This window comes from Oscillospiraceae bacterium, assembly GCA_025757985.1.
Classification (GTDB): Bacteria; Bacillota; Clostridia; order Oscillospirales; family Ruminococcaceae; genus Gemmiger.
In genome coordinates this window covers 784,745-797,063 of record CP107210.1, presented here as the reverse complement: position 1 = coordinate 797,063, position 12,319 = coordinate 784,745, and the positions used below count along the sequence as shown (strand labels likewise).

Genomic DNA, 12,319 nt, shown 5'->3' with positions numbered 1-12,319 from the left:
GATGGGCGAGATGCTTTCTGTCAAAAATATCAATGTTTACTACGGCTCGATCCACGCCATCAAGGATGTGTCCTTCCATGTCAATGAGGGCGAGATCGTCACCCTGATCGGTGCCAACGGCGCCGGCAAGACAACCACGATGCACGCAATCAGCGGCCTGCTGAAGCTGCAGAGCGGTGAGATCGACTATTGCGGCCAGACCATCAGCAAGATGGAGGCGCACAAGATCATCCGCCTGGGCTTGGCACAGGTGCCGGAGGGCCGCCGTGTGTTCAGCGGCCTGACCGTGCAGCAGAACCTGCAGATGGGTGCCTACACCCGCCGTGACGGCAAGGAGGCCATCCAGAACGATTTCGACATGGTGTTTGACCTGCTGCCGCGCCTGAAGGAGCGCCGCAACCAGCCCGCCGGTACGCTTTCCGGCGGTGAGCAGCAGATGCTGGCCATGGGCCGCGCTCTGATGTGCAAGCCGAAGATGCTGTTGCTGGATGAGCCGTCCATGGGTCTGTCTCCGCTGCTGGTCAAGGAGATCTTCAAGATCATCCGTCAGGTCAACCGCAACGGTGTGACCGTGCTGCTGGTCGAGCAGAACGCCAAGATGGCGCTGGAGATCGCCAACCGCGCCTATGTTCTGGAAACCGGCACCATCAAGATGGAGGGCGAAGCCACCGAGCTTGCCAACAACATCGAGGTCCGCAAAGCATATCTGGGCTGCGAATAAGTGCATACTAAAAAATCCTGTGTCCGCAAAAGGGCACAGGATTTTTTGCTATAAAGCCTCCCTTGTAGGGGCGAGTATTGCTCGCCCGCAGGGAAGCCGCACACACGTAGGGGCGGATTCCATATCCGCCCGGGCACATTGCGGCAGGAACTCAGTATTCCTTCCGCTTATAAATCCCCACACATACCTTATAGCTCACAAAATACACCGCCAGCAGCCCCACAAACGCTGCAACCAGCCCCGTCAGCAGCACTTCGTCGGAGGCATTGAACAGCTGCATCAAATCGGGCGAGACGGAAGCGACCAGCCCAATACAACCGCCGAGCACACCGAGGATCAGAAACAACCAGCTGCGGGCCTTGACACTGTTGAACCGATAGGACAGCGGCAGCAAAAGCGCGACCAACAGCAGCGCCATGCTGCCGCAGGCCAGCAGGGTTGCCAGACACTCGAGGGGCGGTACCTTATACACAGTGTGCCGGAACAGCAGGGGCGGCAGCACATTGTTCAGCGCCACGATCAGCACCGTACACACTGTGCCCAGCGCCAGCCCGCACAGCCCAAACAGGTATTTGCTGCCCACAAGCTGCGCGGGTGTTACGGGCAGCGTGCGGGCGTAGATGTCCCAATGGGAGTTCTCGTCAAACGAAATCGTGGAGGTGATCAGAATGGAAAATACAACGAGCAATGCATAGGCCATCCCGGTCTGCCCGGTCAGAATGCTGATGCCGCCGTAGAGGAACGCGATAAAAAATACAGACTGTTTGTAGGAACTTATCAGAGTGGCCCATTCTTTATACAAAAGCCCTTTCATTGTGCATCCCTCCCGCTGTAAAACCGCATAATATCATCGAGCCTTGCCGCGTCGCAGACGGCCTCCGGCAGAAGCTCCTGCACGGTGCGCCGTTCCCTGACCAGACTTTCACACCCATAGGCCCCGCGCATGGTGAACACCACCAGCCCGGCTGGCAGGGAAGTCAGTACATCCTCGCCGCAGCGCAGCACGCCGTAGCTTTGCAGCAGCTCGTCCTTGTTCTCGTGGAACAGCAGCTGCCCCTTGTGCAGGTAGGCGATAGAATCTGCTACCTGTTCCAAATCGGCCGTGATATGGCTGCTCATGATGATGCTGTGCCGCTCATCCTGAATGAACTCCAGAAACAGATCCATCAGCTCACCGCGCACCACCGGGTCAAGACCGGCGGTGGCCTCGTCCAGCACCAGCAGCTCGGGGTCATGGGCCAGCGCCGCAGCCAGGCTCAGTTTTAACCGCATGCCGCGGCTGTACTCTTTGAGCTTCTTGCCTGCGTCCAGACCAAAGCGGCGCAGATAGGCGGAAAAGCTGTCCGTATTCCACCGCGCACCGTACATTCCGGCCAGACTGCGCGCGACCTGCGCGGCGTTGAAGCTCCCGTAGAAAAAGGCATCCTCAAACACAACGCCAATCTTAGCGCGAGTGGCGGCATCGGCAGGGGAGCCGCCCAGCAGGTCAACCGTGCCGTCATCCGCCCGGTTGACGCCGCAGAGGATTTTCAAAAGTGTCGTCTTGCCTGCGCCGTTCTCGCCGATCAGCCCGACGATGCTGCCCGCGGGCACGGTCATATCAACCGGTCCAAGGGTAAAGTCTTTGTACTGCTTCGTGATGCCGCGCAGTGCGGCGGCGTTTGCTGCCATAGGTCAGCCCTCCCACAAAAGGCGCAGCGTCTCTGCAACCTCATCGTAGCCGATACCGCCCAGCCGCGCGGCGTCCACCGCGCCTTGCAGGCAGTCCTCGACTTTTTTTAAGTGTTCTTCGCGCAGCAGGGCGGGATTTTGCTCGGCGACAAAGCTGCCCCGGCCCGGCTGGGTCAGGATAAAGCCGTCGCGCTCCAAATCCTCATACGCGCGCTTTGTCGTGATGACGCTGATGCGCAGCTCCTTCGCCAGCAGGCGGATGCTGGGCAGCGCGTCCCCGGGACGCAGCGCACCGGACAGGATCTGCTGCTTGATCTGCCGCGTGATCTGCGCGTAGATCGGCTCCTGCCCGGAATTGGAAAGATAAATCTGCATGGTAGGAAGCTCCTTTATCTCGAACTGTACATATTCGATATTTACAGTATATACACACTATACACAGCTGTCAAGGGGGATGGCACAAAAAAATCCCCTGCACCCGTATGGGTGCAGGGGCAAAAGGCTTCCCCAGAGGGGGAAGCTGTCACCGCAGGTGACTGATGAGGGGTGGACTTGCCGTTACGACCCATTTATGGGTAATAGTGATAACGCCGCCCCTCATCCGGCGCTTCGCGCCACCTTCCCCCTGTGGGGGAAGGCATTACAGCAGCGCTGCCGGCGGTCTGTCATCCTCACTGCCGGGCTGGGTCAGCATATCCATCAGCTTGGGGTAGATGTCGCTGCCGTGGGCGATAAAGTTGTTTTTGATCATCTCGGCGGTCAGCTTGTCGGGCATGGCCAGCTCCATGCGGAACACATCGCTGCCCATATCGCCGATGGAGCAGACAACGCTGAACTTGCCGTCCGTTTCCTGCACAACGGCGCGGTTGGAGGCGGCGCGGTGGTTCCAGCTGCGGATCTGCATAACAGCGCGGATGGCACTCTCCCGCACGGTGCGGGGCAGGTCGTAGGCCAGTGTGTCGGCCACGGTCGCGCCCTTGCGGGTGATGGTATACCGGCCCTCGCTGTCCACGGTGACAAGCTTCTGCTTTTCCACCTCGGCAAGCGCATCGGCAAACTCAAAATAGTTGACAAGCTGCTCCTGCAAAAGCGCGCCCTGCAGGGTTTCGTGCTTTACCGGGCCTGCCACTTTGACAAGGTAGCAGAGCAACATACGGATCTGCGTGTCGTCTGTAAGGCCGCCGGGGCGCACACCGGCGGTAAATGCTTCTGCCATCGGGATCACTTCCTCAAGAAATTTTCGTTTACCAATATTATACACGCCCGGCCGAGCTGTGGCAAGATGCGAAAAAGCCAAAGTGACAAAAATCGGACAGTTAAAAGACCGTTTCGATCTGCTTGCGGCTCTGCGGGGTCGAGTAGGTCCACCGCTTGAGCCGCCCGCGCGTCACAAAATAGTGCGGCTCAAACCGCAGGGGCTGGTTCAGGTTTTTATTTACAACCACAAGCTTGATCTTCATCTTGTCCGGCAAAATGTTCTTGATGTACACGCTCACGGCCTGCCCGGGGCGCAGGGTGGAATCTGCCTCAGCCAGACCGGCAAGGTTCGGCGCTATCTCGATAAAAACACCGTAATCCTCAACGCTGCGCACAATGCCGACAACGGTCTCCCCGGCGGCAAAGCAGGCGGCGTTCTCGCTCCAGGTGCCCAAAAGCTCCCGCAGGGTCAGGACGATGCGCCCCTGTGCATCGCGGTTCTTAATGGCGCACAAAAGCTGCTGGCCCACCTGCACTCTGTCAGCGGGGGAGGCAATGCGGCTGACCGACAGGCAGTCGATGGGCAGGAGCGCTGCAATGCCGCAGCCGATGTCGCAGAACGCCCCGAAGTTTTCGATGTGGGTCACGGTGCAGGGAATGACGCTGCCCGCCTCCAGCGTGTCAAGGTACTGCGCGCGACAGCGGCGCTGTGCCTCCGCGCGGGAGAGTAAGTAATATTCCTCCCCGTTCTCGTCAAACTCGGTTCCCATGATGACAAAGCAGGTCGGGCGGCCTACCCGGGTCAGCACGGCAATGTCCTTGACCGTCTCGCCGGGCGCAGCGTCTACACAGTCGGCAAAGGGCATGATGCCCCGCATGCCGCCCAGTTCAAACCGCAGGCGGCGGTCGGTATCGTAGGCAAGGGCGGTGCTTTGCAGCACTTCGCCGTTCGCCATGCAGCGGCTCAGCTCCTCCCGGCTCAGATGGTTCGCATTGCGGCAAAGACCTTCGGCTCGATATTCCAACATTTTCGGTTCCTCATTTCTTGTGTATTTTGTGGTGGCTTAGTAAACTTTTATGCGGGATGTTTGCAAAACAATACCGGCTGTACTATAATAGACATGATATTCTGAAAAGAAAGGCGGTGTGCCGTATGGACATACAGGTCGGGGATGTGATCCAGACCAAGAAACCGCACCCCTGCGGTGCGAACCGTTTCGATGTGCTGCGCGTAGGCATGGATTTTAAAATCAAATGTCAGGGCTGCGGGCATGAGATCATGCTGCCGCGTGCCAAGATCGAGCGCAACATCAAAAAAGTTCTGCGCGCGGGGGAGCAGTAGCGGGCTTTGCACAATGTATTGGCAACCATTTCGGGCGGATATGGAATCCGCCCCTACAAAATGACCTTGTGCAAAGGAGAACCTATGCAGAACTTTACCGAGCTTTACGAGGTCGAGCGCCGCTATGAGGAGCTGGCCCACAAGATGTCCACGCCTGATGCGGCGGCCGACGCCGAGGCGTATGCGCAGATGATGCGTGACTACAAAGAACTTACCCCCTTGATCGAAGAATACCGCCGCTATACCGACCTGCAGCAGCAGGAGCAGGACGCGAAGGAACTGCTTGCTGTGGAGTCGGACCCGGCGTTTGCTGCTATGGTACAGCAGGAGCTTTGCGAAATTGGCCGGAATCTGGCGCAGAGCGAGGAGAATCTGCGCCTGTTGCTGATCCCCAAGGACGCAGATGACGAAAAAAGCGTTATTCTGGAGATCCGTGCCGGTGCAGGCGGCGAGGAGGCCGCCCTGTTTGCCCACAGCCTGTGGCGTATGTACACGATGTACGCTGCCAGACGCGGCTGGCAGTGCAGCACCATCAGCGCCAACGAGACAGAGCTCGGCGGCGTGAAGGAGATCGTATTCTCAGTGGAAGGCCCCGGCGTATACAGCCGCCTGAAATTTGAGAGCGGTGTTCACCGCGTGCAGCGCGTGCCGGAGACCGAGACGCAGGGGCGTATCCACACCTCGACCGTGACGGTGGCTGTCATGCCGGAGGCTGAAGAGGTCGAGCTGGAAATTGACCCGAAGGATCTGCGCATCGACACCTTCCGTTCCTCCGGCGCGGGCGGACAGCACATCAACAAGACCTCATCCGCCATCCGGGTGACCCATCTGCCCACCGGTATGGTCGTGGAATGTCAGGACCAGCGCAGCCAGCGGGAAAATAAGGAGCAGGCGCTCAAGGTGCTGCGCAGCCGTCTGCTGCAGCAAAAGCAGGACGCCTACGATGAGGCCTACAACGCCCAGCGCCAAAGTCAGGTGGGCAGCGGTGACCGCAGTGAAAAGATCCGCACCTACAACTTCCCGCAGGACCGGGTGACGGACCACCGCATTGGTTTAACATTGCGCAACCTGCAGGGCGTGCTGGACGGCGATCTGGACCGCGTGGTCGAGCCGCTGATTCTGGCCGACCGGGAAGAAAAGCTGAAACAGAGCAGCACAGAAGAAGGAAAGTAATATGAAAACACAGGTTTTGCCCATTACGCCAGAGAGCATCGCGCTGGCCGCCAAGCTGCTGCAGCAGGGCGAGCTGGTGGCGCTGCCCACCGAGACAGTCTACGGCATTGCTGCCGATGCCCGCAACGGCGAGGCGGTCAAGAAAATTTTTGACGCGAAGGGCCGCCCGCAGGATAACCCCCTGATCGTGCATATCTGCGGCATGGAGATGCTGCGGGGCATCGTGTCCGAGGTGCCGGAGCGCGCCAAAAAGCTGGCGGCGGCGTTCTGGCCCGGCCCGCTGACGATGGTCATGCCCCGCGGCGAGGAGGTCAGTGCAGTTACCTGCGCAGGGCTGGATACCGTGGGCGTGCGGATGCCGTCCCACCCGGTCGTGCAGCAGGTCATACGGGAGAGCGGCGTGGCCTTTGCAGCCCCGTCGGCCAACCTTTCCGGCAAGCCCAGCCCCACGAACGCCCCCGACACACTGGCCGATATGGACGGCCGCCTGCCGCTGATACTGGACGGCGGCGAATGCACTGTCGGCGTGGAGTCCACCGTTGTGGCGGTCACGGGGGAGCATCCGATGCTGCTGCGCCCCGGCTATGTCACCAAGGAGCAGATGGAGGCTGTCCTCGGCGAGGAAGTCCTCGTCAGCCCGGCCATCCTTGAAAAGCTCAAGGATGGCGAGGTCGCGCGCTCTCCGGGCATGAAGTACAAGCACTATGCCCCCAAGGCGCAGGTGACGATCCTGCGCGGTGACTTCGCACGCTACAGAGCCTATGTGGAGCAGCACGCCGCCCCCGGCGTATGGGCACTCTGCTTTGACGGGGAGGGCGCACAGCTGCCGGTGCCGTTCATCGAGTACGGCAAAAACCACGACGGTGTGACCCAGGCGCACCATCTGTTCACGGCGCTGCGCGATTTGGATAAACACGGCGCACAGGTCGTCTACGCCCGCTGCCCTGAGCAGGACGGCGTTTCGATGGCCGTCTACAACCGCCTGATCCGCGCGGCGGCTTTCCGGGTGGTCACGCTATGAGGGTGGTAGGCATCACGGGGCGGTCCGGCTGCGGCAAATCCAGTGCGACAAATTTCTTGCGGGAGCAGGGGTATCCTTGTATTGATGCAGATCTGGTCGCGCGGGAGGTGCTGCTGCCCGGTTCGGCCTGTATCCCGCAGCTGCAAGCAGCGTTCGGGACGGATATAGCCGATGAAAACGGTGAAGTCCGCCGCCGCCTGCTGGCGGATCGTGCGTTTGCCACGCCGGAGGGAACAGCCGCATTGACCGCCATCACCCAGCCGGAGATCCTGCGCCGTATTGATGCTGCGCTGGCGGACGCCGAGCGGGCAGGGGCGAAGATTGCCTTTGTGGACGGTGCAGTCATTGTCGGCACGCCGTTTGAACAGCGCTGCGACGCACTGATTCTTGTCACGGCACCCTATGACACCAGTGTGGCGCGCATCTGCGCGCGGGACGGCATCGCACCGGAGATGGCCCGGCGCCGTTTGGATGCGCAGATGCCGCTTGAGCGTCTGCGCGCAGCTGCCACCGCCGAGCTTGTCAATGACGGCACACCGGAGCAGCTGCGCCGGAAACTGCAATCTATCTTGCATGGATTGGAGAAGGAGGAACATGCCTAGACAGAGCAAAAAACAAAAACGGTCTGTATGGGTGCCGGTGACGGCTGTCCTGCTGGCGCTGGCCTTGGCGGGTACGGTCCTGTTTTCCGCCTTTCGGGAGAAGATAGACCGCTGGGAATACCCGCAGCGCTATGAGGCGTATGTTGAGTATTACGCCGGGAAATACGGCATAGATCCGATGATCCTGTACGCCTTCATTCGCACCGAGAGCAACTTTGACCCGGCGGTCGATTCCGATGCCGGGGCCAGAGGGCTGATGCAGATTACCGAGGTCACCTTTGACTGGATCAAGACCAAGATCGCCCCGACAGAGGCCTTGACTTTTGATGACCTCTACGACCCGGAAACAAATATCCGGTTCGGTACTTATTTTGTCAGCTATTGCCTGAAGCGGTATGACAATCATCTGGCTACAGCGGCAGCGGCCTATCATAACGGTGTGGGCGCTGTGGACACCCTGCTGGCCGAGGCGCAGTATTCGTCAGACGGCATCACGCTGGACCGGTATCCATACCCGCAGATGCGGCAATATGTAAAGAAAATCACCGAGAGCTATCAACGCTACTCGGAGATATATCAGGCAACACCGCACAATTCCCGCCTGACGGCTTAAGCACCGCTCCGGCAGCTGCGGTACGGCATCTGCGTTGCCAAAATGCTCGATAATACACAAAGTATTATCTGCGCTTTTGGCTTAGCAGCTGCCGCACCTCGCTCGCCGTATCGGCACTTAGAATTATGCGGTATTGCCATAAGCAAGAAAGGAAATTCAAGATGAAAACCACTGAGGAACTCAAAAAACTGCTCTATAAAAACGAGACTGTAGCGGATGCTGCTCCCGATGCCATCGCAGCTGCGCAGGACTTCTGCGAGGGGTATAAGGCCTTTCTGGACAATGCCAAGACGGAGCGCGAGGCCACCGCTTACAGTGAAAAGCTGCTGCTGGCTGCCGGCTACCAGAAATTTGTGCCCGGCACGAACTATGCCCCCGGCACCAAGGTCTACACCATCAACCGTGAAAAGTGCGTGCTGGCTGCGACCATCGGCACCAAGAGTCTGGAGCAGGGCTTCCATCTGAACATTGCGCACATCGACTCTCCGCGTCTGGATCTGCGCCCTGTGCCGGTGTTTGAAAAGTCCGGCATCGGCTACCTGCGCACCCACTATTACGGCGGCGTGCGCAAATACCAGTGGCCTACCATCCCGCTGGCCCTGCACGGCGTCATCTACCGCGCCGACGGCACCCGCGTGGAGGTCTGCATCGGTGAGAAGGACGAAGATCCGGTTTTCTGCATTTCCGACCTGCTGCCGCATCTGGGCGCAAAGCAGAGCGCCAAGACACTGGCTGAGGGCATCACCGCAGAGGATCTGAATGTCATCATCGCGTCCCTGCCGATCGAGGACAAGGACGCTGAGCAGCGCGTTAAGCTGAATGTGCTGGGTATGCTCAACGAGACTTACGGCATCACCGAGCGGGACTTCACCCGCGCCGAGATCGAGATCGTGCCCGCCTACAAGGCCCGCGACATCGGTCTGGACCGCGCCATGATCGGCGCCTACGGCCACGATGACCGTGTGGATGCCTACCCGGCCCTGATGGCTGAGATCGGCATCCAAAACCCCGCCTACACCTCCGTCTGCGTCCTGACCGATAAGGAGGAGACCGGCTCCGATGGTGTCACCGGCCTGAACAGCATGTACACCTTCCACTTCCTGCAGCAGCTCTGCGCTGCACAGGGCGCGGACTACATCACCGCCTGCAAGGCTGCCAAGTGCCTGTCCGCCGATGTGACGGCCGCTTATGATCCGACCTTTGCCGATGCGTTTGAGCCTGACAACGGCACCTACACGGGCAGCGGCGTGGCAATCTATAAGTACACCGGCTCCCGCGGCAAGTCCGGCACCAGTGATGCCTCTGCCGAGCTGGTCAGCTACCTGACCCGCCTGATGGACAACAACGGTGTTGTCTGGCAGATCGGCGAGATGGGCAAGCTGGATCTGGGCGGCGGCGGCACGGTGGCCAAGTATGTTGCCAATCAGGACATCGACACCATTGATGTCGGCGTGCCGGTCCTGTCGATGCATTCCCCGTTTGAGATCGTCTCCAAGGCGGATGTCTACATGGCATACCGGACCTTCAAGGCCTTCTGCGAGGATGCCGAGTAAGCACTTTTATATTTGGGGGCAGGACAGCAATAATTTTTGCAGCAGGGTATTGACTTATCTTGAAAATTCTGTATAATATTATTGTTGTCTTGCGTGCTGGTGTGGCTCAGTTGGTAGAGCAGCTGATTCGTAATCAGCAGGTCGCCAGTTCAAGTCTGGCTACCAGCTCCAAGCGTAAAGCCCCGATACATCGTTGAAAATACGATGCGTCGGGGCTTTCTTTTTGCCTATATTCAAGTTGCTTTTGACGCGAATGGTCATAATTTGGGCATAAATCTTTTTGAAACTGCGCTTTCAGCCGATTTCTTGCCGTTGTTTGATTCTTTCAAAAACATTGCCCAGCGCATCCGCTGCCGCTGCATCGGACGAACGAATTGCAGCAGCATAAATATTTACCGTTGTGGATGTTTGTGCATGCCCCAGGCGGCCCGCAACTGTAGTAACGGGAACATGGGCGGCAATCAACAGCGCTGCATTGGAGTGGCGCAAACTATGGAACCGGCACGGCGGCAGACCATGCTCCCGCAAAAACACCGGGAACCACGAAGAAACTTTGTTGGGATCAAACGGCTTGCCGTCGGGTTTGGTAAACAACAGGTCATTTCTGACGCGCTTGCCGCCCTCTATGGTAACTTCCCGCTGCCAGTATGTACCGACTTTTAGCCGTTCCCGCATCTGCCATTGCTTATAGTCTTTCAATAATGCTATACAGTCGTCGCTTAGCTTTATGCAGCGGCGGCTCTTTTTGGTTTTCGGCAAATCAAACACGGGGCCTTTATGCGCAATGAACGACAAATTTCGATTGATAGCCATGACACCCGCGTCAAGGTCGATGTCTGCCCAACGCAGGCCACAGATTTCGCCCCGCCTGGCTCCTGTGAACAAAGCAAGCTGCACGATCACAGAAAGCTGTGTTGACGCGTCTGGTAAGGCTTCTAGCAAAGAGGCAATCTGACCTTCATCCAAAAATTCAACATCGGTTTCGTCCAGCTTTGGTGGCGTGACTCGTTCGCATGGGTTGCTGTCCATCAGCTGCCAACGAACGGCGGTGCTGAACATGGACGACAGCATTAAATGATAATGCCGCTGGCTCCTGGCACTCAAAGTATCTGCGCTGGTACAGGTAAAGGCCTTTGTGAAAGCCCATCCGGCGGCAGCGGCTATCTTTTCGGCTGAACGCTTAGAGATGTTACGCCCGCACATTGCTTCCGTAAGTGTGCGCTGTGATACATTAGCGGCTTGCAGCAGGGCCAACCGTGTGCCTTTTGGGAAAGCCGTAATAAATGCAGACCGAGCCTTATATTTTCCATCTTCGCGGATTCCGGGCTGCGCCAGCTGGTTGTAAAATTCCTGGATATGGCCGGGCCGGAGGTTTGCCAGCTTAATATGCCCGATGGCAGCAGAGACACGCGGCAGCATCTTTTGATAGTCGGATACAGTGTGTGGCTTTAACTGCTTTTCACAGTAAGTTTTCATCCAGCGTTCAGCAAGACCGTCAACCGTTAAATCATTGGCAACAAACAATCCCTCTTGAACGCGTCGCTCAAAGTCATCGGCAAACTCTTGCACGGCTTTTGCTTCTTTCCGTGCACTTAGTTTTGGCGGCGGTGTGAATGTGGCCGAGCGGTAGATATACCGCCCATCAGCCCCTACCCCGGCGGACACTCGAACGCGGTAGGATGCAGAACCGTCTTTATTTTTTAACTTGGTTATGCTCGCCATCGTTTTGCCCCTCCCGAGTATAAAATTCTAGGGATGCATTTTTTAATTCTTCTAGCAATGGATCTCCACAGATTCTTTGGTATTCCTTTTCTTTATCATGAAAAATACCATCTACAAATGAGCTAAAATACTTTTGGGCTTCATAGCATGACATTTTATATTGATTGTAACTTTCTGGTGATTTGACTGCGCCTACACCGACGATTTTTATCGAACCGTCCGTATCTGTATAAAATTCTGGCATAAACGGTTTGGTTTCAATCTTTTCTCCGGCGTTGGCTCTACTAAGAGCGGCATCGAGAGACTTTTCTGCAATGCCAAGTTCAGTAAATACAATGACGGAACTGAATGATTCCAGAAATTTTGTCGCATATATAGCAATTGGACTATTCCTATTGTTGTGAACATTAGTTATGGCGGTTTCACTTAAACCAGTATATTGACAAATATATGCAATATCTGTATCGGCCGCGCGCTTTGCTCCAGGCCGGCACAAAAGCCAATCCAATGTAACATCAAAGTAATCTGCTAATTTATGCAGTTTGTCTATTGGAGGAATAGATTTTCCACTGGTGTAATTAGACACGGATTGCTTTGTGATTCCGAGCAATGCAGCGATTTCGGTAGCTGTGCATCCTTTTCTTCCCATTTCAGAAAGAAAGCGTTCCGCAAATTCGGTGTATTTATTTACGTCTTTCATGAAT

At 57.2% G+C, this 12,319-nt stretch carries 14 protein-coding genes and 1 tRNA gene; 8 read left to right on the top strand and 7 right to left on the bottom strand.

Features of this window, described 5'->3' with window-relative positions:
• The first annotated feature begins 1 nt into the window (after position 1).
• Positions 2 to 721, top strand: coding sequence for an ABC transporter ATP-binding protein (locus OGM67_04030; GenBank protein ID UYJ35508.1), 720 nt, complete (start codon positions 2 to 4; stop codon positions 719 to 721).
• Positions 722 to 872: 151 nt separating this feature from the next.
• Here OGM67_04030 and OGM67_04025 read toward each other — a convergent pair whose 3' ends face one another.
• From OGM67_04025 to OGM67_04005, 5 genes are all read right to left on the bottom strand, one after another.
• Entirely contained in the window at positions 873 to 1,535 is a 663-nt protein-coding gene (locus OGM67_04025) for an ABC-2 transporter permease (protein ID UYJ35507.1), read from the bottom strand.
• Positions 1,532 to 2,392: an ABC transporter ATP-binding protein gene (locus OGM67_04020; protein UYJ35506.1), complete on the bottom strand. Its 861-nt coding sequence runs from the start codon at positions 2,390 to 2,392 to the stop codon at positions 1,532 to 1,534. The genes OGM67_04025 and OGM67_04020 overlap by 4 nt, the downstream gene beginning before the upstream one ends.
• A 3-nt stretch (positions 2,393 to 2,395) precedes the next feature.
• Positions 2,396 to 2,767, bottom strand: a complete 372-nt coding sequence (locus tag OGM67_04015) for a GntR family transcriptional regulator (protein ID UYJ35505.1) — start codon at positions 2,765 to 2,767, stop codon at positions 2,396 to 2,398.
• 265 nt (positions 2,768 to 3,032) lie between these two features.
• Positions 3,033 to 3,608, bottom strand: coding sequence for a DUF4364 family protein (locus OGM67_04010; GenBank protein ID UYJ35504.1), 576 nt, complete (start codon positions 3,606 to 3,608; stop codon positions 3,033 to 3,035).
• A 100-nt stretch (positions 3,609 to 3,708) separates the two neighbouring features.
• Positions 3,709 to 4,617, bottom strand: coding sequence for a S1 RNA-binding domain-containing protein (locus tag OGM67_04005; protein UYJ35503.1), 909 nt, complete (start codon positions 4,615 to 4,617; stop codon positions 3,709 to 3,711).
• 125 nt (positions 4,618 to 4,742) lie between these two features.
• Between OGM67_04005 and OGM67_04000 the strand changes: the two genes are divergently transcribed.
• From OGM67_04000 to OGM67_03970, 7 genes are all read left to right on the top strand, one after another.
• The gene (locus OGM67_04000; protein ID UYJ35502.1) at positions 4,743 to 4,931 is read left to right on the top strand and encodes a DUF951 domain-containing protein; all 189 of its coding nucleotides are present in this window, start codon (positions 4,743 to 4,745) and stop codon (positions 4,929 to 4,931) included.
• Positions 4,932 to 5,015: 84 nt separating this feature from the next.
• A complete protein-coding gene (gene prfA / locus OGM67_03995; protein ID UYJ35501.1) occupies positions 5,016 to 6,104 on the top strand; it encodes a peptide chain release factor 1 in 1,089 nt (362 codons plus the stop codon).
• Position 6,105: 1 nt separating this feature from the next.
• The gene (locus OGM67_03990; GenBank protein ID UYJ35500.1) at positions 6,106 to 7,125 is read left to right on the top strand and encodes an L-threonylcarbamoyladenylate synthase; all 1,020 of its coding nucleotides are present in this window, start codon (positions 6,106 to 6,108) and stop codon (positions 7,123 to 7,125) included.
• Positions 7,122 to 7,727: a dephospho-CoA kinase gene (coaE, locus tag OGM67_03985; protein ID UYJ35499.1), complete on the top strand. Its 606-nt coding sequence runs from the start codon at positions 7,122 to 7,124 to the stop codon at positions 7,725 to 7,727. Before OGM67_03990 ends, coaE begins: the two co-directional genes overlap by 4 nt.
• A complete protein-coding gene (locus OGM67_03980) occupies positions 7,720 to 8,340 on the top strand; it encodes a lytic transglycosylase domain-containing protein (protein UYJ35498.1) in 621 nt (206 codons plus the stop codon). The genes coaE and OGM67_03980 overlap by 8 nt, the downstream gene beginning before the upstream one ends.
• 161 nt (positions 8,341 to 8,501) lie before the next feature.
• The gene (locus tag OGM67_03975) at positions 8,502 to 9,893 is read left to right on the top strand and encodes an aminopeptidase (protein UYJ35497.1); all 1,392 of its coding nucleotides are present in this window, start codon (positions 8,502 to 8,504) and stop codon (positions 9,891 to 9,893) included.
• Positions 9,894 to 9,988: 95 nt separating this feature from the next.
• Positions 9,989 to 10,064: transfer RNA gene (locus OGM67_03970), tRNA-Thr, on the top strand.
• Between the two features lie 123 nt (positions 10,065 to 10,187).
• Here the strand turns inward: OGM67_03970 and OGM67_03965 are convergent.
• Complete coding sequence (locus tag OGM67_03965; protein ID UYJ35496.1) at positions 10,188 to 11,615, bottom strand: tyrosine-type recombinase/integrase; 1,428 nt, start codon at positions 11,613 to 11,615, stop codon at positions 10,188 to 10,190.
• Complete coding sequence (locus tag OGM67_03960) at positions 11,587 to 12,315, bottom strand: helix-turn-helix domain-containing protein (GenBank protein UYJ35495.1); 729 nt, start codon at positions 12,313 to 12,315, stop codon at positions 11,587 to 11,589. Before OGM67_03960 ends, OGM67_03965 begins: the two co-directional genes overlap by 29 nt.
• Positions 12,316 to 12,319: the final 4 nt, after the last annotated feature.

Coding starts and splice junctions, on each gene's coding strand:
- OGM67_04030 (UYJ35508.1), top strand. CDS start 2: ATGGGCGAGATGCTTTCTGTCAAAAATATCAATGTTTACTACGGCTCG.
- OGM67_04025 (UYJ35507.1), bottom strand. CDS start 1,535: ATGAAAGGGCTTTTGTATAAAGAATGGGCCACTCTGATAAGTTCCTAC.
- OGM67_04020 (UYJ35506.1), bottom strand. CDS start 2,392: ATGGCAGCAAACGCCGCCGCACTGCGCGGCATCACGAAGCAGTACAAA.
- OGM67_04015 (UYJ35505.1), bottom strand. CDS start 2,767: ATGCAGATTTATCTTTCCAATTCCGGGCAGGAGCCGATCTACGCGCAG.
- OGM67_04010 (UYJ35504.1), bottom strand. CDS start 3,608: ATGGCAGAAGCATTTACCGCCGGTGTGCGCCCCGGCGGCCTTACAGAC.
- OGM67_04005 (UYJ35503.1), bottom strand. CDS start 4,617: ATGTTGGAATATCGAGCCGAAGGTCTTTGCCGCAATGCGAACCATCTG.
- OGM67_04000 (UYJ35502.1), top strand. CDS start 4,743: ATGGACATACAGGTCGGGGATGTGATCCAGACCAAGAAACCGCACCCC.
- prfA (UYJ35501.1), top strand. CDS start 5,016: ATGCAGAACTTTACCGAGCTTTACGAGGTCGAGCGCCGCTATGAGGAG.
- OGM67_03990 (UYJ35500.1), top strand. CDS start 6,106: ATGAAAACACAGGTTTTGCCCATTACGCCAGAGAGCATCGCGCTGGCC.
- coaE (UYJ35499.1), top strand. CDS start 7,122: ATGAGGGTGGTAGGCATCACGGGGCGGTCCGGCTGCGGCAAATCCAGT.
- OGM67_03980 (UYJ35498.1), top strand. CDS start 7,720: ATGCCTAGACAGAGCAAAAAACAAAAACGGTCTGTATGGGTGCCGGTG.
- OGM67_03975 (UYJ35497.1), top strand. CDS start 8,502: ATGAAAACCACTGAGGAACTCAAAAAACTGCTCTATAAAAACGAGACT.
- OGM67_03965 (UYJ35496.1), bottom strand. CDS start 11,615: ATGGCGAGCATAACCAAGTTAAAAAATAAAGACGGTTCTGCATCCTAC.
- OGM67_03960 (UYJ35495.1), bottom strand. CDS start 12,315: ATGAAAGACGTAAATAAATACACCGAATTTGCGGAACGCTTTCTTTCT.